At 43.0% G+C, this 24941-nt stretch carries 11 protein-coding genes; 5 read left to right on the plus strand and 6 right to left on the minus strand.

Going from position 1 to position 24941, the window contains the following annotated elements:
- Window positions 1-160 precede the first annotated feature (160 nt).
- Both ACJJI6_RS06780 and ACJJI6_RS06785 read left to right on the plus strand, forming a co-directional pair.
- Entirely contained in the window at window positions 161-523 is a 363-nt protein-coding gene (locus tag ACJJI6_RS06780) for an MBL fold metallo-hydrolase (protein WP_475712905.1), read from the plus strand.
- 316 nt (window positions 524-839) lie between these two features.
- Window positions 840-1118, plus strand: a complete 279-nt coding sequence (locus ACJJI6_RS06785) for an MBL fold metallo-hydrolase (RefSeq protein WP_475712906.1) — start codon at window positions 840-842, stop codon at window positions 1116-1118.
- Between the two features lie 235 nt (window positions 1119-1353).
- Here ACJJI6_RS06785 and ACJJI6_RS06790 read toward each other — a convergent pair whose 3' ends face one another.
- From ACJJI6_RS06790 to ACJJI6_RS06800, 3 genes are all read right to left on the minus strand, one after another.
- A complete protein-coding gene (locus ACJJI6_RS06790) occupies window positions 1354-3267 on the minus strand; it encodes a BamB-related PQQ repeat family beta-propellar protein (RefSeq protein WP_475712907.1) in 1914 nt (637 codons plus the stop codon).
- 984 nt (window positions 3268-4251) lie between these two features.
- Window positions 4252-4656, minus strand: a complete 405-nt coding sequence (locus ACJJI6_RS06795; protein WP_475712908.1) for a hypothetical protein — start codon at window positions 4654-4656, stop codon at window positions 4252-4254.
- Window positions 4657-4673: 17 nt separating this feature from the next.
- Complete coding sequence (locus ACJJI6_RS06800; protein WP_475712909.1) at window positions 4674-14756, minus strand: RHS repeat-associated core domain-containing protein; 10083 nt, start codon at window positions 14754-14756, stop codon at window positions 4674-4676.
- Between the two features lie 1833 nt (window positions 14757-16589).
- Between ACJJI6_RS06800 and ACJJI6_RS06805 the strand changes: the two genes are divergently transcribed.
- The gene (locus ACJJI6_RS06805) at window positions 16590-17390 is read left to right on the plus strand and encodes an IclR family transcriptional regulator (RefSeq protein WP_413662238.1); all 801 of its coding nucleotides are present in this window, start codon (window positions 16590-16592) and stop codon (window positions 17388-17390) included.
- Window positions 17391-17425: 35 nt separating this feature from the next.
- Here the strand turns inward: ACJJI6_RS06805 and ACJJI6_RS06810 are convergent, their stop codons facing one another.
- From ACJJI6_RS06810 to ACJJI6_RS06820, 3 genes are all read right to left on the minus strand, one after another.
- Window positions 17426-18856, minus strand: coding sequence for a coniferyl aldehyde dehydrogenase (locus tag ACJJI6_RS06810; protein ID WP_475712910.1), 1431 nt, complete (start codon window positions 18854-18856; stop codon window positions 17426-17428).
- Between the two features lie 64 nt (window positions 18857-18920).
- Window positions 18921-20048 carry an acyl-CoA dehydrogenase family protein gene (locus ACJJI6_RS06815; protein WP_475712911.1) on the minus strand — a complete coding sequence of 376 codons (1128 nt, stop codon included), beginning with the start codon at window positions 20046-20048 and terminating at the stop codon, window positions 18921-18923.
- Window positions 20049-20075: 27 nt separating this feature from the next.
- Entirely contained in the window at window positions 20076-21275 is a 1200-nt protein-coding gene (locus ACJJI6_RS06820) for an acyl-CoA dehydrogenase family protein (RefSeq protein ID WP_445364085.1), read from the minus strand.
- Between the two features lie 468 nt (window positions 21276-21743).
- Between ACJJI6_RS06820 and ACJJI6_RS06825 the strand changes: the two genes are divergently transcribed.
- Together ACJJI6_RS06825 and ACJJI6_RS06830 are read left to right on the plus strand one after the other, a co-directional pair.
- Entirely contained in the window at window positions 21744-23621 is a 1878-nt protein-coding gene (locus ACJJI6_RS06825; protein WP_475712912.1) for an acyl-CoA synthetase, read from the plus strand.
- Window positions 23622-23676: 55 nt separating this feature from the next.
- Entirely contained in the window at window positions 23677-24879 is a 1203-nt protein-coding gene (locus tag ACJJI6_RS06830) for a 3-oxoadipyl-CoA thiolase (protein WP_475712913.1), read from the plus strand.
- Window positions 24880-24941: the final 62 nt, after the last annotated feature.

The following is a 24941-nucleotide window of genomic DNA, read 5'->3' on the forward strand; positions in this document are numbered from 1 at the left end:
ACAATAGACGGGAGCTTAATACCTAAACCTAACTTGAGGTCAATAGCTTTTTTTCATCTTCTACACTGCTTATCAATCAGAAATTAATCACAGCCAAAGCTCAGGAAGACCCCTAGCCAGCGTAATCTTCAATATTTCTAAACAATCAGGTAGCGACTAAGTGGAAATACTGTTTTTGGGGACATCATCAGGCACTCCGACCAAGCAGAGGAATGTTTCTGGTATTGGGCTATTAGAAAGCCTGAGAAAGAACTGGTATTTGATCGACTGTGGGGAAGGTACCCAGCAGCAGATTCTACATACAAACTTATCACTAAATAGGCTAAGTGCAATCTTTATCACCCATAAGCATGGCGATCACTGCTACGGACTCCCTGGTCTACTTGGTAGCTCGGGAATGCAACGAAGAACAGCACCACTGACACTTGTTGCCCCTCGAGCCGTTTATGAGTGGCTTCTATCAACTCAAAGAATCACCGAACTCTATTTCCCATTTGCGCTCGGCTTCATTCCTGTAGAATGATCTACCCCAAGTAGACATCGGGCAATTCACTATTGACACTGCACAACTTTCTCACAGGGTTCCTTCCTATGCATATAGTTTTACTGAAAGAAATATTGAGGTTACTCTTGATACGCAGAGACTAATTTCTGTTGGTATCCCCAAAGGGCCCCTATGGGGAAAACTAAAGGCCGGTATCGATGTCATCCATCAAGGTGAGACATACGCTGCAACCGACTTCATTCTGAAGCCAAGGTCTCCACGAAAAGTGACAATTTGCGGGGATAATGATAACCCGCAGTTATTAAATGATACCTGTATTAATAGCAGCGTTTTAGTGCACGAATCAACCTATGCAAAAAAAATGGCTGTAAAAGCAAGGCATGTGGGGCATAGCTACTCCACCCAAGTAGCTTCATTTGCAGAAAGTCGTTCAATACCTAACTTAGTTCTCACCCACTTTAGTACACGCTATCAAAAAGATATCGATGCAGATTGCTCAATTGAGACGATCAGAAACGAAGCTCAGTCCGTATATAAAGGGCAGCTGTATTTAGCCGAAGACTTCATGAACCTTAAGCTAGAAAAATCTGGGAATCTCATTCAAAAAAATTAGTAAACCATACACTAGGAAAGCTAGCTAGCACTAGCTGACTCCCTCGGATGTAGTGGCACACTTGTTTCTTGCCTAGATAGTAGAACGATTAAGTGAACTACACATAAATAAAGATGAAACGAATTAGTTTGCTCAAACTTTACACATCTTATTGACAAAGAGAACTGCCAGATTTGATGGCATTGCCCAAACGTCAAAACAAAGTCTTAGCTAAAACCGACCCAGTTAATCCTACTCATTCATCATCTAAACCAATATCACTTTGCCAAATTAATGGCCCATCTATTTGCATTTGGTTATCACCCGCTGAATCACTATTAAGCATCATCTGAGAATTCTGTGACATCATCGAAGAGGTTGTACCGACCTTTAGCGCATATACATTATGAGTATTTCCGTGCACAAATAAGATAGATCCATCTTCACTAAGTGCTGGGGTAGCGCTAATTGTCTCGCTTTCCGGCAACTGATAACTCCAAACTTCATCACCACTATTTGTATCTAGACCAAATACAGAGCCATTATAAGTGACAACATAGAGGACACTTCCATCGTCATTAAGTACAGGACCCGCAATCACTCCATCTGCCATTTCATTCTTCCACTTTGTAGTTTTATCAGCTCCCAATGCAACAACACTCCCACCAGAAGCATTGTTTGTACCCACATAAATGGATCCACCAAAAGTTGCAGCTTTATTCATCACTATTCCGAGGTTTTCCAAAGTCCAATCTAGATCACCACTGGGTGTGAATCGATAATAATTATTATCAAAAGCTCCTAAAAATACCGTTCCATTTTCGGTAACAGTTAACGAGGCGCTAATTGCATCTTCAACTTGATCTATGGGGGACTCATCCCATTGGTTCTCAGGTACAGAAATCGAAACGGAAACTTCAACCTCTTTACTAGCACTACCACTTGGTCCCTTAGCTGAAATCATATACGTTGTAGCGAACTGAGGAGCAACACGCGCGGTCCCTTCATTAGACAACTGACTAAAAGACAAATCATTTGCATCGTTACTCAAAGAAATAGAAGTGGCCCCAGTAACAGACCAACTCAACCCAACACTATCACCTGCCCGTGAAACTATTTCTGGCAAGGCTGTGAAAAAATTAATATTTATTGCGGGATAGCTGTTCATATCAAATGGATCACTACCAACTGCAATTTCTTCTAAATCATAAATCCCATCAAAGTCTGAATCAATTTGAGAAGGGCCACAGCCCAAGCTATTTGCCTGCTCTTGAAGTTTGGTAAATGAACAGTGATCTTCAAAGTTTGCAATACCATCCTCATCAAAGTCTGCCGCGATTGAAATAACACTACGAGATATAAGGACATCAGACTTAAATAGGCTGGCTTCGACATCTACCCAATAATCACCAATAGAATGAGCTAATTCACATTTACCGACACCAGTTGTGGTGTCAAAACTACAGGCGGCATCATTACCCGCCACAGAGACTGTCAATAAGGCGCCATCTAAATCCGGACCAGAACTAGCCCTCAATCTTAGTGACGGTTTATCTGTACTAACTAATGACTTATGAACTGGAGATTCAAAAAATAATCCATCCTCGATCGCATTTTCTATGGGTTCAGGCACTTCAGGCACCTGATCGGAAGAGGCAAGAAGCATATTTATTGCCGGTAATATCTGAAGAAACTCATCTATATTAGATATACCATCCCCATCACTATCTATCTGGATAGGACTACATCCATTTAAATCTGCGGCTAGTGGGTCTAGTGTTCCTAGACATTTATCTTCGTGGTTTGGGATCTTGTCATCATCTTCATCTACGGCAATGGAGATCTCAATCTCATCAAGAAGGTCACTGTCATCAAACAACCAGACTTGTATAGATTGCCAGCCGTCAGAAAGGCTAATCGCCAAAGAGCAAAAAGCCATACTCAAATCTTCATCGATCAAACAGTTGCTTTCAGGTAAGCCATTTCTGCCAATTCTTAGACGGAGATCAGACAGACCTTGGGTATTCTCCAGCTTTATACTGAAATCCGGAAAACGGCTGGCCACTAGGGAATCATCTAGTGGAGAATCGAACAATATAGCTGGATTTGACTCAGCCATCACTAAAGAGTATGAGATTAATCCATAAATCAAAACTGCGATTCGCAACACTTTTACTCTCCACAGACAGATTAAAAACGGACACAGATCGATTATTTCAATCTTTAACTATCGATAAATACAATGACTTCCGGGGAGTCAATCAGCAGGCAGAATACAACCACATGTGAATACCCCAATAAAATCATCAAACCAACAATCATTACATTAATTCAGATCTTAGATCATTTTCTTCTAAGAAGAATAATTTTTACTTATCACTGCCCTCACAGAAAAGCACCCAAATAATTTATATGAACACTTTTAAAATCTAACAAACTAAACCTATTTTCATACACCACTCAACTAATATAGTCACGGAATGAAATAAATTTTATCAGCTTATTGATGTGGAGATATCAATCAAGTCAACTCCACTATCAAATTAGGCCGCACAATCATTACTTTTCTCAACGCACAGCGACTGAAGCTTATTTTTCCAACAATAGTCTCTCACCTATTTTTTCACTTTCCCTTCACATAAAGCTACACTAAAAAAGCAGATGAGCCTAACACTCTTCACCTGGAATTCGCGCGAACCCTACCCTAGGAATTTCTACGATCGCTTCAAGTCCTTCTAAAAATATAACCTCCTTCTTCGTCGATAGCATGAGTCGCATGAAATTCAAATAGCAAGCTCTCAGTAACTGAAATATCCCAAGAATCTACCCACACCCCAGTTGAAAGTCCTCCAGCCTAAGCTAACCTTAACTATAAAGAGAGACTGCCAGCACACAATCTTCTAGAAATTGAAATCCATAACCTTCCTAAAAGATATTTACCTGATAAAAACCTAACTATCGATCAAGGGGCTCTAATATAACGATCTTATCCAAACTAGATACTAAATACATTTTATTTTAGATTGAAATGACTCACCCATATAAGCAACCAGATAGCTAGTGCAAGCTCACACCGTGAATTCTACAACCCCAGTTAAAACCTTATGATCGCGAGACATATGTACTTCATGTAAAGACAAAGACATCCATCAAATTATCTCCCCCTCTCTGAACACCGAGGAGCATAATCATCTGTCCGATGATAAACCTGCCTTTCTTGACCAACACTGACTTCAAAAATATCACTACTTGCGCTTAGCAGTGTATAATTTTTTACAAAAATTTTATCTACAATTAAATGAAGACTTCCTTCAGTAACATTCCACTCTCCACCAAAATCTAAGACGAGCCCCCCTTCATTAGGATAATTTAAACATTTAAACTTATTATTTGCGAAGAATTCGCACTCATCCCACCCAGAACCAAAGAGACTTCCCTGTCTATTTATCCATTTACCAACCAGTTGGGACCTACCACACTCAACGTATAAATCAACATTCGCATACGTAATAGGTGCTAATCCTAGCAATACAAAAAACACAAAAATGCGAGTTGTCATTAGGCTTATCCGCATAGCTAATAAACCTCATTTCGCCATTTTCTTGTCCACTTTCTATGGGTTCGCTTGTACTCCCTAAAGTCTCGGCTTCTCACTCTCAACCTTAGGGCGGCACTTTTCTCTATAACCCAGCCAGTTGCTTCAGACTCCATTGCAAATCTTCGAACATTTGTATCCACACGCCACCAGTACCCCGAACGAATCTGCACAACATGAACCATTTCCTCCGCCAACGTCTGGGTGAATCGAGTACCATCCATCTTATTAGACAAAGACTCATCTATCAGGATAGTACCTTCACTATTTACGGTCCCCCAAGCTTCTTCGCCTTTTGTAGCCTCCTTAATTTCAGAGACACTTGCAAACTTCACATCAAATTCAGTATCAGATAAACCAATAGCTTCAGCTATTTCATCAACTCGCATCTGAAGCTCAGTCTTTTGGGAAACTTCCTCAGACATTTCATTATTAAATGCTTGACTGAATGCGCCAGTAACAGCGCCATTTGCAAACTTACCTCCAGAAATCTTAGATACTGTACCGCCAATAACAGATCCAATAGCAACTCGAGTCCAACTAAAGCCACCACCGCCTATAAATTTAGAATTATTAAAGCTACTTGCTAAAGCTGTAAAACCAGCAGCAGCAAACCCATGACCAAAACTCCCACCTTGAAGTTCAGCCATCACACCGCCTGTCAAGCCATGAAGGGCAACTTTTAGTGCAAAGCCTTCCTTAGTTAATCCAGCGGCAAATTTCCCACCATAATTAGCTTGAAGACCCTGACCGATACCTGCAAAAGCCGCTGCAGAAACCCCCGCAATAAGACCACTTTTCACAGCATCTTTAAAACTGGCCCCCTGCAGCATGGCATCTGTAAATGCAGCTGCCCCCATCACAACGGCAATAACCCAAAGTGATTTTGCCTTAAAAGCAACCAGCATAGCTGCCGCAAACATTTGCACTACGTATCCACTTGGGTCAGTCGCATTTAATGGATTATTCCAAGTATAAGCGTAACGATTATGGGATTGGCTATAATTCGGTTCTTGCACAAAGGGATCTGCTTGTAGAAATTTTGCTAAACGTGGATCGTATATACGACCATTCATGTGGATTAGACCAACTTGATCCAGCATTTCATGGCCGGTAAAACCGCGAGTCGTTATCTCTGTAGCAAAACCAGTAAGCTCAGAACTCAATAGAGTTCCCCAATCCAATGCGCTCCGGCGCTGGCCCCAGGCGTCAAAACTAAATTGCTGTTTGTTTCCATTTTCATCCTCTGCAATCTGTCCCAAGCTATCAGTAATTACATCGAGAGACCCAAGGTGATCCTTGTGAATGTAGCGACTCTGGCGTCCCGTAGAAGATATCGTTACCAGTGCACCGCCAGGCAAATAACGCTTGATTTCGGTATTACCTCCTTGAGTGACTTTCTCAACATTACCGATATAACGGGTTTCAGTAATTTGCCCATTCTTAGCGATATCCTTGCGAAGGTAACGCTTACGCTCTGGACCATACAAAAACTCAATTTTATGACCATCCTTGGTGATTTCCGAAGGCTTATCAAAAGTGGTGTACCTTAATGAAAGTCCACTAGAGTCACTGATCATGCTACCATTTCGATTATATTCGTAGCTGACCCCATCCGTAGTTTCACACACTGCGTTAGGTCCAAAAGCTTGAGAACATTCATTGCCGTAACGATACTCGCCAACATCTGACTTATAGATAATATTTCCCAAATCGTCATATTCCATTTCCAGCGTATCCCGCCCACTGACTTGGGATTGTTTCAGTCTATTCAATTCATCGTAAACAAAATCTTCACGCAGATTTTTATCGCCACTACGGTCCTCACGGTATTTAAGGTTGCTTAAATCATCCCAAAAATATGTGAGGTCCTGAATAGTTTGAACCCCGAGAATATGCGCAACTTGGTTGGTAAGACGCCCAGTGTCTGGGGCAAACGTCTTCTCTGTAATAACTCCATTACCTGTCACGTACTCGGTCACATTTCCCCGAGCATCCATTTTAAGTACCGTATAAAACTCTTCAGCAGTGGCAAGATTTAACTGCTCAGCATCTACAACCTGTTCGAGATAACCGTACTCGTTATACTTATGCTGAATTGCACTACTTTCCCAGTTGCCAACACCGCCAGCATCAAATATCTGGAAAGCTCGACCATATTGGTCGTAATTACTTTTCTCGAAATAATCATCTCCTTCCGCAAAACTAGTTATTGTCTCGTTAGGTCGACCTAGATTATCGTAGCCATATAACTTGATGTAGCCAGAATTAAAAGCTTCTACTTCCCTCATTGCTGTCGGTGGAGTACCGTATTCATCTGCTTGTAAATTATTATTGTAGCGCCACTGAGTGGTTTCGACTGGATTTCCGTTAGCATCTATATCAACTCGTTCGATCAAGCGTCCAAGACGATCATAGTGATTTACCACCCCTTGATCTTCTGCATTTGTCTGCTGAACCAAATCACCAAACGCATTATAACGATAGGACCAGATACCTTTATCCGGGTCGGACATTAATACCTTACGACCTAGCAGGTCATACTCAATCTCCGTGACTATATTTCGCGAACTATTACCATGGTTTACTACAAATCGCTGGTTACCTTGGGCGTCATGCTTGAATACTTGTACATTCCCAAGATTGTCTTCTACTCGAACGGTTTCTCCAACCGCATTACTTGTCGCTCGGTGAACCTGGCCTTTAGGATTTATAGTAATCGCGGTATAGCCATCATATAGCATTGCCAAGTCATAAGTTGTGCCATTTGAACTACTAATGCCTGGCAGATTTGAACCTATCACCTTTCCGGATAAGTCATAAAACTGCGTTGTCCAGTAACTCGCACTACCAGATTGGTAGGGCTCTGATTTATGCTGGACACGCCCCAGCTTGTCGTACTCAGTATCTATATAGTTCCAGGCACCATTAAAACCAATATTAGCTTTGCGTACTTCTCGAGTGAGACTATCGAAACATACAATAGATTGCCCACCACCCGCTACACGCTCAATAGCCTGATACACGGCGCTAGTCGGGCACTGCGCCCCCGCTGGAGCAAGCAGGTTAATTTTGTGGGCACCCGCTGTATTGTATTCTAGAATTTGACGCCCAAAAGCATCATAGGAAAGAAACGTGTCTATTCCAGTGATATCTGTAATCAGCGTTGGTTGACCAATACTATTACGTTCAAGCACAGTCATGATCGTCTGGCCGTAACTATTTTCTTCTCGATCTATAAAACGTCCATTATCGTAAATCCACCGTTGCAGGCGGCTCTCTTCGTTATCTGCGATTTGCTCGACCAGAATCTTATTACCATAATGATCATACTTGTAATTTTTAGTTAGTCGTAAATCCAATGAATCAAAACCACCATTATCTGGCTCAACTACTTCGCTTCGCAGTAGCCCCGCCTCACTACCGCTATCATAATAAGTAAAAATACTCTTACGTGTCGCCTGATGAGATTCACCAGCTTCAACTCGACTATGAATAACTTCTGTCTTGGTAAGACGCCCTAATTCAGCATAACTACTAAGGTTGTGATCAGGGTTATTAAAGCTAATCTCCTGGCCTTCACCATACTCATTTAATGTTTCTGTTGAAAAATTATTCCCGCTAGGCGCATCGATAACAACATAGATACGCTTGGCATTGCCATGCTCATCCTGTTCATTTACGGTAGTTACTGTTTTTAGAAGCTGCCCTTGTACCTGACCGTTGTTTTTGAACTCATAAACCTTTTCTATACTTTCAGAAATATAAGGCTGTAAGGCTCCAAGAGCAGCTGTGCCATTGGATATTGAAATCTGCGGCCAATTTGACTGCCATCCATTAAGATTCCAGTTATTTTTTGCTTCACTCATCAACATACCTTCCCGCGTACGCTGCTCCGTAAAAACCGGATAACCGATATACGGGAAGTCCTGACGATAAGTCGTTGTGGTCGTAACACCAGACTGCTCATCTAGCGTTTGCACTTTTTCAAAGCCAAGATAGCCTCGCCCACCCGCTTGCATTCGCCCCCGACCATAAAAATAGCTAACAGCGCTAGTTGCTGTAATATCGACCAGACCCGGACTACTACCGGCGGCTGGAGCCGTACTTTCTACACGAGTGACTAGGAATTGGGGGCCCTTCATATCCATAACCACAGAAGATCTCCCAAGTGTATTACCTTCACTCCAATCGCCGTTAGTAGCCGTGTAAAAACCGTTGAGATCTGATGCTTTATACGTTAAACACCAGTCCTTAGTAATAGTAGAATTATTACTTTCTTCATCACAGTAATTATCTAACTGAGTTCCAATTGCTAACTGAGCATAGTGTGCACTCGAAGATGTAGAGCTATATTCAATCGTGGTTTTTGCTCCAAGCCCATTGGTGATTTCATTAATAACATTTGGTGCCACCTTACTATTTGGCGACAAGTACAAATGAAGAATATTACCCAAGAACTCGGCATGATCAGTAACGCCATCACCATTCATATCTACGAAGAAATCCTTTCCTTCCGGAAATATATATGAATGTTTAAATGTCTCTGGGCTTAAATACTTGTTTGACCTTTCCTCCCAGCGCCTCAAATATAAGCTCCCCATATATTTTCCTGGCTGCCTGATAATTAAATCCAGATCTCCGTCGCCCTCAAAATCAAACCAATTAAAATCATCCTCTTGCTCATAACTCCCTAAGCTGACGTATCCCCCAAAATCAATACCGGTATTTAGTTGATACGAAACTTGATTTTCGTCCCGAATAAATAAATCAACGATCCCATCTGAATTAATGTCGACAGTTTGCATGGATTTATTAAGATGCCCATGCCTTTCATTTGGCAAAGCCTCAAATTTTCTACTATCCCCTTTAAAACCATCAGACTGCTGAAAATCAAATAACTTTTGATTCAGTATTAATTTGCTATCTTTAACTAGCGCCAGGTAGAAACGAGCATGCACCGACTCTAGCTCTGGTGTTTCTCGTGTAATCGGGTCAATTACCGAATCCCACTTTTGTTTGGTATTAACCAGCACCAGATCTACTTGTCCGTCTGCATCAAAGTCACCCAATGCCTGCGGATCCAAATAAAGTGAAGTGCTTTCTCGAGTTTCATCAATCCCTGACCAAGATTCGAGGCCAACTATGCTCCAGTCAACATGATCGCCGAAATGATAGAAGATTCTTGATGACTCAGATGCACTTGTGTCCCGCTGTAAAAGCCGATATCCACTTGCGCTAACCGCATCAACCAATCCATCTCCATTAATGTCAATAAAGCGAGTATTTTCCTCCGTTATAGGAAGTTCTAATGGCTGCAATGACGAAGGAGGTAAGCTCCATTCACCACTTATCGAGTCGGCCTGGCTGATATGGAGTACCCAATGACCGCGCTCTCGAACATAGATAGCCAAATCCGAACGGCCATCTGCGTTGTAATCAATCATCTCCCACTGATATGGGCTAGATAGATCCTCTCCATACTTGAAGGCTAACTTCTCACTTCCATATCCATTACCATCACTAAGAACATATTTAAAATACTGATCGTGAATTCTTCCATCATCATCCCAGTCTGGCTCCTGCCAAATTATATCCATATTCCCATCACCGTTTATATCGGATGGGCGAGGTGATAGTGCCGTACGATCTCGTTGGCTACTTAGTGTGATTGCTCTTGAATAATCTGGGTCAAAGTCCCTATTTAATAGGTGCCAATCAAAAACAGTATCCGGCAGGCAAAACCCACTCGAACACTTCCTAATTCGTTCCACTCTACTTAAATAATCATGTCCTGTATCTAAATACTCTAATTCATAACTAAATAAAGATTCCCCATTAGATCCCAATATACTAATTTCAGTTAAACGTTTTTCACTAGAAAAGTATGCTCCAGCGTAATACCCATTAACCACATCCATTCTATCTTCATATTCAAATGCTACTCGTGCTTCAGGCAACCCTCCTCCTGCAAAAGCATACTGTATTTCACGAATACGATGGCCTTTATCTGTAGCATATATGTAATCAATCCCATTCCCAGCGCTATCCTCAAAACGACTCACCATCCAACTCAACGTTCCAAGTCCACTATATTCTTGATGAGATTTATTTCCATGCCCATAATATCTTATAGACCCATCTTTACCCTCAACAGTGAAGTAAAGAGGGCTTCCAGTAATACCCCCATGGGCCGTTATCAATACATAGGTATCAATCTCAGTTCTATATTGGGATTTAGGCTCTCCATAAGTATGATCTGAAACAAGTATTAATCTTGCTCCATCTAAACAAAATCGATCATCTTGTCCCCAGGATATCCCACTATTTTTCTGATCTTGAGACAATGTTTGTCGGCAACGAGTAATTGATGACAGGCCATCAATATTCCAGCCTTGTCCTACTAAACCGTTGCCTCGTTGGCTGGAATAAGAGAGTGCCAATTCAGGGGTCACACCGGCTGTTCCAACGGGAAGCTCTATGGGGATAGAGTAAGTAGATGCGCCAGTCTCACTGACTTTAAAATCGCCAGCAAGAAAGCCTATTGATTGTGAGTCTCTCAACTCGACAGTACTGATTGCGGGAGCCTCAGCAGGCAACGGTGGCTCATCAGGAATACCATTGTAACAACCGGCTGCGCAGGGGCTTAGGTTTCGGTCAAACGCGTCACCAATTGTTACGAAATCTCCATCTGGATCATCACTAGGATCATATTCCGTGGTGCCAAGGAAAAGGATTTCCCACCAATCCGGTAATCCATCGCCATCACAATCCCGTGTATACTCATCTCCATCATCACATTCAGTTACTGCCCAGCTATAGTCTTGATCATATAAATAATCAAAGCTCAGCCCCAAAAATTGGCTGGTTTGGGCGGTATATTCCGTTGACTGAGTAAATAAAGTCGCTACCTGTCCCCTTGAGTACCCACTTGCTAACATATCAAGGAGCATTTGTTGACTGTAAGAGATCCCCCCCCACAAGAAGTTCGGTTGAAATTGACCGGGAAATATCCGTTCATATAACGATTCTAAGAAACGTTCATTGCTTTGCGTTTGAGGGAAATTACTCTTACCAGTATTGGAATTAAGAAACGCTTCCGCGATATCAACTTTGCTGACAGATTTACCTACTAGCTGATAAGTCCAAAAAGTTAATACCTTCTTGTCTAACGGCAAAGGGGGTTGTAACAGCCCACGATACAATCTAGCAACAGCCAGGAATTCTGCTTTCTTTGAAAAGTCTGGATACCAATCTCCGATTTCCTCCCATAGCAAGCTATCATCAACACTTTCCCAAATAATTTTTCCCGTACCTGAGTTATTACGCGGAAGCGCATAGATCTGACTGTCATCAACCGTAGTAAAATATATCAAATCTCCACCCGCGAGAACGGGGGTTTCAGCAATTCCTGAACCTGCTGGATAGGTCCATTTAATCGAGCCATTCGGGGCATTAACTGCGTATAGAAATCCATCCATTGACCCAAAGTACAGATTTCTTTCTTCATCAATTACTACTGATGAAATGACTTCACCTCCAGTACCTAATCTCCATTTCTGATTAGCATCAGGAGTTATCGCGTATAAGCTATGATCAAGCGATCCGACGTAAATAGTTCCATCAATACCATCAACCCGTGGTGTTGCCTTAATAATTCCACCGGTCTCAAATGGCCATGCGGGCAGAACACTACCGTCTATCGAACTTAAGGCAAATAGATTATTTTCCGCACCAACATAAAGGGTTCCATCTTTCCCAAGTGCTGGGGCTGATTGTGTTTCCCCAATGATTTCCGTGGCTCTATTCCCATAGATAGTGATACCGGCACGGCTACTGTTTGGATTTACTATTGACGCCCTCACACCCAATTCAAAAAGAGCTTTGTAAATGTCACTGTTTGGAGATAGTTCCATTTTAACTCTAGAAGAAGAAATACTGTCGAAATCAGAGAAAGATAACGTCTGCTCAATACTTGGATTATGGATACCAGAAAGCACAAGCGATGCTTCAGGGTCAATCCCTAGTCCTAAGATTTCTATACAAGAATCATCACAAGAGAGGGCAGCTCCAGTCAACCTTGGGGACAACACGGTCAAAGAAACTATCTGGCTGGAATCACTACATCCAACCGCATTACATGCTTTTACTCTGTAGCTATATACACCCGGCTGTTTATCTATCACCGTATAATTATTATTTATGCTGTTATTACTCACTGTTACCCAGTCAGTTGGATCTTCTGGACCTCCATTTTTTTCCTGAAGCAGATAATACTTTGGCTGTATATCGCCACCACTAGAATCCCATACATTCCAACTTAACTCGTAATTGCCTGTAAAAACTTGCGCTCCTTTGTAAGGAGTAGCAATTAATCCAGCAGGTGAGCGCGGCTCTTCTTTAACAACAGATACACTAATTTCAGGACTTGCTTGGTCACTGCAATCCGCTCTATTACATGCAAAAACCCGAAACCTATAATCACCGGCAGCCATGTTTGAAAAATAATGTCCGGGGAGTTTATTGTTAGAAAGGGAGACTTCTTGAAAATCGCTATCAATACCTTGCTGTAATTGTTGTAAACGAAAGTACTCTGCACCTTCCGGCAGATTCCACTCTAATTCAAAGTTGCCTGTAGTATTATCTGGAATAGGCGCAATTTCTTCGTCAACTGTTAACATTGAAGGAGCTTGCGGAGGGGCTAAAGCTAGGATCGTTAATGGGCTTCCGTTCGATTTCGCGCTTAAGCCCTCATTATCAGTCACTCTTACTTGCAACTGAAAATTTCCAGAGTAGTCAGGCGTCCAACCCACTAACTCATAAGGAGCTGTTTTATCTAACCCTAAAATAGCATCATCGAGCAAGAACTCCACTGAATCTACTGTTCCATCATCATCTAGAGCATGTGCAGTTAAGGTCACATTATCAAACTGTACGATGGTTGAAGGAGGAGAATCTAACCAAGCTGATGGGGCTGTATTATCTAAAACTGCTACAGATATTTTGGATGTAGTTTTTTTTGCTCCTAAACTATCTTCCGCTTCCGCCCAAAGTTTTACCGAATTACTTTTAGGGCTTGAATTCCAATTTACCCTAAAGCAATCAGAGCATTTATTATTATCTTTGGTAGCTTTACCCACCCAATATTCCCCAGAGCCACTCCCATTATCCCTATAAAAATTTACTTCTTTAATTCCATTATAATCAGAAGCTTGTGCATAAAGGGTAGGCAGCTGGTCTGGCCGATGGGTTTCACCGTGTGGAGAATCTAATAGAGAAATAGTAGGATTTTCATTTGTACGAACTTTGACGAAAACCTCACTACTCCAGCTATCGGCACATTCTATTTCATTGCAAGCTTTTAGCTTATAATAATAAGTCTTCCCTTTAGCTCTGGCCGTATTCGTTGTATATGAAAGTGCAGTCGGCGTATCAAGAGCTACGGAGCTGTAAGTTCCAGAACTACCAACTTTTTCCTCTAAAATATATTTACTTACATCTCCAGAAGGCTTGCTCCATCCTAACGTATATATTCCACTGGCTGCTTCTTTTTCGGTTGGAACATCAGATATTACTGCTTTCGCTGGCTTAACTAGAGTATTAACTGTAATTGACACTGTTTGACGCCAGCCAGCACATCCCCCATAGGAATTGCACCCAGTTATAACTTGCAATCTATATTGATAATCACCATTACCTCTGATTAGAGTCTTATTAAAGAACTCTAAAGCACCTATTTTACCTAAATTGGAGTTGCATTCATTACTAGATATTTGATCCCAAGTCGTTCCAGCGTCTTTACTCTCATATAGATGGCAGTTCCCACTTCCTAAAGGTGGAGGTAACGGCGCACCAAGTCCAATCCATCCATACTCCAAGTCAGACTTCCCTTTCAATGTAAAAGAGCCTGACTTGGTGGTACCCGAAGGAGAAACGGACAAATTTATTTTCCCGCCATGTTCATACCATGTAATATTGGCGAGGCAATAATCTGAAAACGATAATAAGAAAAACACACAAAAGACAACTCTAGAAAACCCTCTAAACAACACTGTATCTTTCATTCTAATTTCTCAGATTAATCAAACGTAATCACTCGCGCATAGAAATAGCATGACTCGAAAAAACACCATACCACACATATAACTACATTTAGCTAATCAGCAACAAGTGTATCGCCCACCCTTTGAATACACTATTACTAAATGGGCGGAAAATTCATCCCACACAAATATAAGCTATGAAAAAGCTAACATAACCAAAAAGCCAATTACAATTAAAAACACCAAAACCATTAAAACATAATTGGTACAAAAATTAGATTTTGGAAATCTAAAACTCAGAAAACCATTTACTTTCAATAGTTTTTTGTTAAAAATCAGCAATCCAAGCAGAGATGTAACAAGTGTAACAAGTGGAGCTCAAGATAATAGAGAATCTACTGCAAATCTACCAAATCAAATGCCACTTACAAGAAAGTAGCCCCAACTTACAACGCAACGCTCATCAAAATAATACAAAATTCCCAAGGGAACTTACACAAAACCAATCAGGTGCAAGCTTGACTTACAACCCTAATAATTTTAAAAGCGCCCATAAAAGTGCCACTATAATTCCTAATAAAGAAGTGAACGTAATTGAATGCCTTGCAGACCTCTAAATTACAACTCAAATTAACATAAGGCATTTCAATGAATATGGAAGTAAATTCACGATCTGCAGATTAGTACTTGAAGGCATCTAGACTTTTAAAAAATATAGATAGCCGATGAATTACACCGCCCATTAAAGATCAATAAATCTCTTCTTTCCCTTCCATTAGATCACACCCTTAACTCAACCTCAGAGGTGAAAAATTAGAGTAGATTAGAAACCAAACATGACATTTTCAGCGAGAGAGCTTGAGAGCTTCGCATTATTTATCTTTACTAGAGACTAGCATCTACCTCTAACTTTTGTATTTATGGTGACAGTTTTTTGTATTAAGACCTCCAAGAAAGCAATCTTCACTATCCCTTTGAGTGTGTTGTGACGCTAACCCATTACATATAATGTGATAAAATACTTTTTAACATAAATAGTATTACCTGACCAAATATCTTCAAGCTATCATTATACGGAAGGCTCTCTAGACGCAGTCAGTAATCAGTAATCAGTAATTTAGATGTTATTCTTACACTCACAGTATTTCTCACTCTTTTCAGTCTAACAAACACCCAGCTTTATAATCCACTTAAAATTTTCATCTTACTTAACGCACTCAGGAATCCTGCTCTGCCCGCCCTGCTTATACCTGAACTATTTTATACTTCGGAACCTTTATTGAATTATCATTAGCTATTCATATTCTCTGAAAGTTCCATTCAAGCGTTTTAAGCTAAAATTAAAACAATACAAATTTATTTCGTAAGTTCTGTATACACCTACCACCATAAGATATTCATACTACATGGGCACCCGAACGACCTTACCCTAAAAACCTGAAGAAATAAATATCGATTATGTGTCTCGCATTCTGCAATCAAGCGCTCAATCCTAAACATTAATGCCACAATAAAAACACCTTAAACATTACCAAAGGATTACCTTTAAGAGTTACATGGGATCAGTTCATGTTTTTATTGTTATACCAACATTTTAGTCAACAAGATCTTTCCACTTAGCAAAAGCAACTTGTTCAATGGAGCCAACAGCTCATATATGTAGCCATCATTACCTAACCCTCTCTAGACATAGGTACCATTGCAACTCCAGGCTTAGCTTGATTTTGCTATTAAAGTCAGATCAAGCTTGTCGCATCTATGTATTCAACTGAATAGAAGTTAAAATATTGACTCCCTACTTCAGATTTTGGAGTACAAATTGTATACTTACCTTCAACATGAAGGACTAAACCAATGGTCTCCCTAAGTGACCTCCCCAGAAAAAAAGATACCGAACCAGATCGAAAATTTATTGAGGCTCTAGCTCGTGGTCTGGATGTGCTCCGAGCTTTTCAACCTGGTGATGGCTTCCTGGGTAATTTGGAGATCGCCCAGCGCACTGGCCTGCCCCGCTCCAGTGTTTCCAGACTGACTTATACCCTGACGAAATTAGGTTATCTGACCTACTCTGATCGAATGGAAAAATATCAGCTGGGTAGTGGCGTCCTGGCTCTTGGTTATGCTTTTGTCTCAAATCTCACAGTCAGGCAGGTAGCCAAGCCTTTAATGCAGGATCTAGCCAATTCTACCGGTACCGCTGTTGGTCTCTCTGATCGGGACCGGCTGGATATGATTTTTGTCGAGTTCTGTGCTCCTGCAAATGTCACAACTTTTCGCCATGAAATCGGTAATCGCGTACCCATAGCTTCCAGCGGCTCCGGGCGAGCTTTTTTGGCAGCACTCCCTCAAGAAGAACGGGAATATTTTTATGGCTACCTGGAGAAAAAAGCTGGTGATCAATGGCCAACGATCAAAGCCGGTATTGAAGAAGCGGTCACCAGCTACCAGCAGCGCGGCTTCTGCTGCTCTTTTGGCGAGTGGAATCGCGATGTCAACGGTATCGCGGTACCTCTCTCTTTAAGCCAAGGTCATATTTACACTTTTAATGCTGGCGGACCTGCTTTTAGACTTAACCCGGAATACTTAGAAAATGAAGTAGCTCCTCTGTTGAAAAACCTGGTAGGCAATATCGAAGCTATGTTAATCCGATATTAGTCGACTCAAACTCCAGATCTTCTCAATCAGTACAGCTACAGTTTGAAACGCAGTAGAAAGTTGAAAATTTTATCAAATCTTTGGCCATAAGGTGGTCGTAAAGGCACCGCCGCTGACTTTTTGGCTTGTGTAAAGATCGGTCGTAATTTTGAGAATTCCAAAAAACCCTCATAAGCGTGATATTGCCCCATGCCACTCGCCCCAATACCACCAAAGGGCAAGTCTGCCTGGGAGACATGCATCGCGCAGTCATTGATACAAACACCTCCAGACATTGTGCTTTTGATAATCTTTTCCTGAACATCTCCGCTAGAACTGAAAATATATAATGCTAAAGGCCTATCTTTACTATTTATGTAATCTATCGTATCAGACAGATTCCTATACGTAAGAATAGGTAAAATAGGGCCAAATATCTCCTCGCGTAGCAGACTCATGTCTTCTGTCGGGTTTAACACTAAGGTGGGAGCAATTTTTTGCAAACCTTTATTGTTTTCAACATCTAATAACGGCAGAACTGTAGCCCCTTTCTCCAGAGCATCCGTTAGACAAGTATTCAGCCTATTAAACGCCTTTTCATCAACAATCGAAGTATAATCTTCTGAATTTAAAGATGGATACCATTTGGGTACAAGTCTCTTAGCCGATTCCAAGAATCCTGAAAGTTTTTCTTCAGGAATCAATAAATAATCTGGAGCTACACAAGTTTGGCCCGCATTGAAGAATTTTGAGCTCAAAATACGTTCCGCAGCAATATTTTCATCAAAGTCGCCACATATTATGGCTGGAGACTTACCTCCCAGTTCTAGTGTCACAGGAGTTAGGTGATCCGCAGCTCTCCGCATTACCACTTTTCCTACTTTGCCAGATCCAGTAAAGATCATGTGATCATATGCCTGGGCTGTAAACTCCGTAGCGCTCACTCCAGGAAGAATAGCTACCAGATCCTCTGAAAAGAATCTATTAAATAACTGATGTAATAATGCAGAAAGGGCACGCGAGTTAGCAGCCATCTTGATCATACAGCGATTCCCTGCGGATATCGCACTCACCAAGGGCCCAACAGATAGAAGTAGTGGGTAATTCCAGGGGGTAACAATAGCAACCACCCCTTTTGGTTGAGGTAATACGCGATTTTTTACTCCTCGAAGTAGCAAAGGCACATGACGTTTCTGAATTTTCATCCACTTTTTTAAGCGCTTACGAGTGTAACGAATCTCCTCGATACACCCATAGATCTCTGCAATTTTAGTTTCCTGGATGGCACGATTACCAAAATCCTCGCTTATTGCCTTTGCTATGGATTTCTGGTTTTCCAGGATCAATTGCTCTAATTTTTTTAAACTTTCCAGGCGCTCCTGAAGACTCGGGTAGGGGTTCCTATTAAATGCATCCTTTTGAAGTTTAAAAACACTCTCTACTTTACCTATGCTCACAGATCTGGTGTGCTCGACAACTTTTTCCATGTGTGTGCCCTCGCAAAGTGGCAAGTAGAGAGTGAGTTTGGCCGTATAGTCAGTACTTTATGATTTACAGCTTGGCAAATCGTAAAGTGTGGTAATCAGTACTGCCAAATAGGTACTGAGTTGTTGTTAGACGCTTAAAGTAGTGACTTACATCCAACTCCTCAGTAACCCCTATACCGCCATGTAATTGTATCGCCTCTTGACCGATAAACCGCGCAGCTTTACCAATGCGGCTTTTTGCAGCGGATATCGCCTTAGGCGCAACTCCGTTATTGCTATCAAGCTGTAGCGCAGCCATCAACAATATTGAGCGCGCTTGCTCATACTCAGTAAACATATCCACCATGCGGTGCTGTAGTGCCTGGAACTTGCCAATAGGAACACCAAACTGCTCCCGCGTCTTAGTGTACTCAACTGTCTTCTTATAGATCCTTTCCATAGCTCCAACAGCTTCTGCACACAATGCCAACGTCGCTCTATCAACAGCCTTTTCTATAGCTCCTAAAGCCGCCCCCTCTTCCCCTATCAGATTAGCTATGGGTACTTTCACGTTATTGAATTTAATTTCGGCGGCACGGTGTGCATCCACAGTGGCATATCCATGCCGCTGAAGCCCTTCTGTATTAGGATCGACAAGTAGTAAGGTGATCCCCTCACGATCTCGCTGTGCTCCGCTCGTCCGCACAGCAACTAAGAATTTATCTGCTACGTCACCATTTAGAACGACAGCTTTATGTCCATTCAGAAGGTAATTGTCTCCATCCTTTACCGCAGTCATGGCTATATCAGTAAGGTTATAGCGACTCTGTGACTCAGTAAAAGCGAATGCCAATTGCAATTGGCCTTCCATTAACATTCCCAGGAGTTCTCGCTTTTGCACCTCACTAGCGCAGTCAGCGATAAGACCACCACTGAGAACAACACTGGCCAGGAAAGGCTCAACCACTAAACCTCGGCCGAACTCCTCCATAACCACCATCAAGTCTACGGCGGAGCCTCCTAGGCCTCCATCATCCTTTCCAAACGGCACCATTAACCAGCCGAGTTCCGCAAATAGCTTCCAATTTTCCTTACTGAAGCCAATATCGTTACTCACTATTTTACAACGACGGTCAAAGTCATAACCCTGCTGGATAAACTTGCTCACACTGCTTTGCAGCATCCGCTGCTCTTCGCTGTAGGAAAAATCCATCGCTCAAGTCCTCTTTAGATGCTGCACTTACAGGCCAAGTACCCATTTACTGATAATATTTTTCTGAATCTCATTACTTCCGCCATAAATTGAGGATTTACGGTTGTTTAAGTAACGAGGCACACTGCTGGCAATAACACCGGGGCCCACCCATTCTCCGTCAAACCCGCTCCTAAACTGCTCTCTCACAAACGGCATTCCGTAGTAACCCGCAGTCTCCATATACAGTTCATCGATAAGTTGAGCGACTTCGGTTCCTTTGATTTTAAGGATGGAAGATTCCGCTCCTGGGGCACCACCTGTACTTACCGCCGCAAGCGTACGTAGTTCAGTAAACTCCAGAGCCAAGAGATCAATTTCAACTTCGGCCAGTTTTTGGGCAAAAGCCGGGTTCTCAAGCAGACTATTTTCTCCATCGCAGGTCTCTTTGGCTAAATCCTTTAACGTTTGTAAGCGTTTCTTGGATTTTGCCACCCGCGCAATACCGGTGCGTTCGTGGGTTAGCAAAACCTTGGCGTAAGTCCACCCTTGCCCCTCCTCGCCAATACGGTTTTCTACCGGTACCCTCACATTATTGAAATGGACTTCATTTACTTCATGGTGACCACCCAAGGTCATAATTGGCGAAACCGTAATACCAGGGTGTTTCATATCAATTAGCAAGAAGCTGATAGCAGCCTGGTTCTTTACTTGAGGCCCACCAGTACGAACCAAACAAAATATCCAGTCTGCAAAGTGACCCAAGGTATTCCAGGTCTTGGTGCCGTTGACAATATACTCATCGCCATCACGGACAGCTGTTGTTTTTAAGGAAGCTAAATCTGAGCCAGCATTTGGTTCCGAATACCCCTGACACCACCAGACATTACTTGCCAGGATGTCAGGCAGAAATCGTTGCTTTTGCTCTTCACTACCGTAGGTAAAGATCACTGGAGCAACCATTTTTAAGCCGAAAGGAATCAACTCTGGTACACCATAGTTAGCACATTCGTCTGCCCAAATGTGTTTCTGAGTAGGTGTCCAACCGGTACCTCCATATTCAACCGGCCAATTCGTAGCTGCCCACCCCTGCTCATAGAGTATTTTTTGCCAGCGAACAAAATCCTCTTTCTCCAGGGGGATTTCCTTCAGGGTTTTCTCTCTAATATCCTCAGGAAGTTTCTCTTGGAGAAACTGCTGGACCTCCTGCTGAAAAGCTAACTCTTCGGGAGAAAAATCTATATTCATTCGCCTGCTCCTTTATTAGTCGGCGCATTGAACAGCAGCTCCTACAAACTGCTTCTATCACAATCTTGCGCAGCAAAAATACGCAATCTTTTGAAAGATCCCCGGTACAGGCGGAACTAGTGTTTAACAGATTCACCTCGACAAGTTACTTAATTGCCTTTGAATCGATCCCAACGATTTAAATTATTGGCACAAAATGCCTTTATCGAAATAAAAAACCGAGTATTTCTAGCGCCAATCAACTCCAGATAGGCACACAAATCAACCGCTTGAAAAATAAAACTGGAAAAACCTCAACAACATGGCGCTTTTTTATTTTTTATAAGTTTTTTTGCGCCATTTTTCATTAAAAAATGCATTAGGCACTTCTTAATAGGTAAAACACTAACACCTTATTCCGCAGAGTGGAATGCTGTATTCACTTTTGCTATGGTCGTCACCATAATAACCAAAGTGAGAGAAGCCCCCATGTCGATCACGCCCATTCAATCCTCCGATACAATGTTGCAGTCACTTGCTGAAATTCAGGAGTATGAAAAAGTCCCCCTTTCGCAGCGATACCCCTGGGAAAGCACTTTTGATTTAATCCGGCAATCTGCCCGCCTCTACCAACATGACTCGGCCATCGAATTCCTGCCAACGGCCGCACCTGACGAAGACACGGTTAAAGTAAGTTTCTTCGAGTTATCCCAGCGAGTGCACCAGACTGCCAATCTTCTTCACTCCATCGGTGTTGAGCCAACCGATACAGTGACTTTATTACTACCCAATTTGCCAGAAACCCATTTTGCACTTTGGGGAGGCCAGGCAGCAGGTATTACCAGCCCTATTAATCCGTTGCTGGAACCCGAACATATAATCGAAATTATGAATACCACCAGGGCTAAAGTCCTGGTCACTCTTGGCCAAGATCTTAGCGAGGAAATATGGGATAAAGTAACGCAAATTCTCGAGCAAGTTCCCACATTAAAAACTCTGTTACTAATCAGTAAAAAGCCAATTAGCAATACTCCAGTTCCAGCGGGTATTCACGCAGATAATTTTGTCTCGGCTATATCCCAACAGCCGGACGATCATCTAAAGAGTGAACGTTATATCCAGGGGAGTGAAACCGCTAGTTATTTCCACACCGGGGGCACTACTGGAAGACCTAAAATAGCCCGCTTAACTCACAGCAATATTGCCTTCGTCGCTCAATTAAGTGCTGATACGTCATCCAGTAAAGGGCGCTTCGCCACCCTGAGCGGACTTCCGCTGTTTCATATTTTCGGTACGGTTGTTGCGGGTATTGGCACCCTATTGGCCGGACGCACAATTGTTATCATGACACCCTCTGGTTTTCGCTCACCCAATGTCCTACCAAATTGGTGGCATCATGTTGCGCGTTTTCAGGTGAAGGGCTTTGCCGCCGTCCCCACCATCCTCGGTGTATTGCTGCAAATTCCCGTGGGTGACAATGACATCAGCTGTCTAACAGATATTGGCTGTGGAGCCTCCACCCTGCCAACGGGGTTGAAGAATGCCTTTGAGGAGAAGTTCAATGTCCTTGTCAGTAATGGCTACGGCATGACGGAGTCCAGCTGCCTTTTAGCTCGCCCTCCTACCGATATGCAAGCCCCTGAAGGCAGCGTCGGCCGGCGATTGCCTTATATGGAAATGAAAATTGCCGAAGTAGACGGTACCCGACTGGTTAGAACCTGCAATACAGGAGAGGTGGGCATAGTACTCGCGCGCGGGCCACATATTTTCTCTGGCTACTTATCAGAAGAGGATAATGCTAAAGCCTGGGTCGATAAGTCCTGGTTTAATACCGGCGATATGGGATATCTCGATGGAGATGGTAACCTGTTCTTAACCGGGCGGGCCAAGGATTTAATTATTCGCGGCGGCCACAATATAGATCCGGCTCTGATCGAAGAACCATTATCCCGTCACCCTGCCGTTGCTATTGCCGTTGCAGTGGGTCAACCAGATGCTTATGCCGGAGAAGTTCCAGTAGCTTACGTTACCCTGTTTCCATCCACTAACCCGCCCACAGAAGAACAACTCATTGACTATTGCCGCAGCCAAATTTCTGAGCGTGCAGCCATTCCTAAGCGCGTGGAAATTATTGATGAGATTCCACTCACTGCTGTAGCCAAAGTATTCAAACCGGCTCTGCGCAATCGCGCTACCGAATATGTCGTAGGCCAGGCATTAGAGGAAAAAAGTATTACCGCTAAGTTTTCCGCCCACTTCGATGCATCCCTTGGCCAGGTAGCAAAAGTTCAACTTGAACAAGCCTCCAGCAAAGCCGCTGTAGAGGAAGCCCTGGAAAATTTACCCGTGGCTTTGGAGTTTGAATAAAAGAAATTACCGTATGACTCAATGCACTTAGAACTCCAATATCGGAAATTTCACTATGTCACATGCCTATATTTATGACGGCGGCCGCAGTGTTTTTGGCCGCCACGGGGGCAGCCTTTCCAGTATCCGGCCCGACAACCTGCTTGCCCATGTCATCTGGACCCTGACTGAAAGAAATAATTTTAACCCTCAACATTTTGAGGATGTTATTGCGGGCAATACCAATCAGGCGGGAGAAGACAGTCGCAACGTTGCCCGATTTTCAGGCCTGCTAGCAGGATTGCCCATATCCACTGGCGGCATAACGGTAAATCGCCTTTGTGGTTCCGGCTTGTCCGCTATAGCAGATGCCGCTCGCTGCATTCGCGCCGCAGAAGGAGAGCTATTTATCGCGGGAGGTGTCGAATCAATGAGTCGCGCCCCCCTGGTTCTCTCCAAAGCCAACAGTGCCTTTGATCGCAATCAGGTATTGGCAGATACGACCCTAGGACCCCGCTTCACCAACCCAGACATTGTTGCTGAGTATGGAAGCCACACCATGCCTCAGACCGCAGACAATATTGCATCAGACCTGAATATTTGCCGGGAAGAGTGCGATACATTTGCATTGGCATCACAAACTAAATACGAGTCGGCACGTACCGATGGCTTTTTTGTCGATGAAATTATTCCCATCGAAGTACCCCAAGGTCGCAAGAAGCCAGCCCTTCTTATCGATACGGATGAACATCCCCGCCCCAATGCAACATTGGAGCGACTTCAAGCCCTACCCGCGCTTTTCGAAGATGGAGTGGTTACTGCCGGCAACGCTTCCGGCATCAACGATGGCGCGGCGGCACTCATTATTGGTAGCGCCGAAGCTGGCCAAGCAGCAGATCTAAAGCCTAGGGCACGTATTCTCGCCAGCGCCATTGCAGGAGTAGAGCCGCGGGTAATGGGGTTGGGCCCGGTACCGGCTACCCGTAAAGCCCTTGCCCGTGCGGGCTTGGAGCTTGGGGATATGGATGTAATGGAGTTCAACGAAGCTTTTGCGGCACAGGCTATGGGCTGCCTCAAAATGCTCGAAATTGATTATGCGGACCCACGGGTAAATCCCAATGGTGGTGCCATCGCCGTTGGTCACCCCCTGGGGGCCAGTGGTGCCCGTATTTTGCTGACAGCATTGCGCCAGCTGGAACGTACCGGCGGACGCTATGCATTGGCCACCATGTGTATCGGGATTGGCCAGGGCATCGCTGTAATCATAGAACGCATATAAACCTGATTAGATGTAAATAAAACCGAGACCGAACAGTTGTCACTTAAGATCTGGAGATAGCA

Source organism: Microbulbifer maximicatervae (SeqCode) (assembly GCF_056232625.1).

What these genes read in the sequence shown, in the direction of transcription:
- ACJJI6_RS06795 (WP_475712908.1), bottom strand. Translation starts at nt 4,656, where the DNA reads ATGACAACTCGCATTTTTGTGTTTTTTGTATTGCTAGGATTAGCACCT.
- ACJJI6_RS06800 (WP_475712909.1), bottom strand. Translation starts at nt 14,756, where the DNA reads ATGAAAGATACAGTGTTGTTTAGAGGGTTTTCTAGAGTTGTCTTTTGT.
- ACJJI6_RS06805 (WP_413662238.1), top strand. Translation starts at nt 16,590, where the DNA reads ATGGTCTCCCTAAGTGACCTCCCCAGAAAAAAAGATACCGAACCAGAT.
- ACJJI6_RS06810 (WP_475712910.1), bottom strand. Translation starts at nt 18,856, where the DNA reads ATGGAAAAAGTTGTCGAGCACACCAGATCTGTGAGCATAGGTAAAGTA.
- ACJJI6_RS06815 (WP_475712911.1), bottom strand. Translation starts at nt 20,048, where the DNA reads ATGGATTTTTCCTACAGCGAAGAGCAGCGGATGCTGCAAAGCAGTGTG.
- ACJJI6_RS06820 (WP_445364085.1), bottom strand. Translation starts at nt 21,275, where the DNA reads ATGAATATAGATTTTTCTCCCGAAGAGTTAGCTTTTCAGCAGGAGGTC.
- ACJJI6_RS06825 (WP_475712912.1), top strand. Translation starts at nt 21,744, where the DNA reads ATGTCGATCACGCCCATTCAATCCTCCGATACAATGTTGCAGTCACTT.
- ACJJI6_RS06830 (WP_475712913.1), top strand. Translation starts at nt 23,677, where the DNA reads ATGTCACATGCCTATATTTATGACGGCGGCCGCAGTGTTTTTGGCCGC.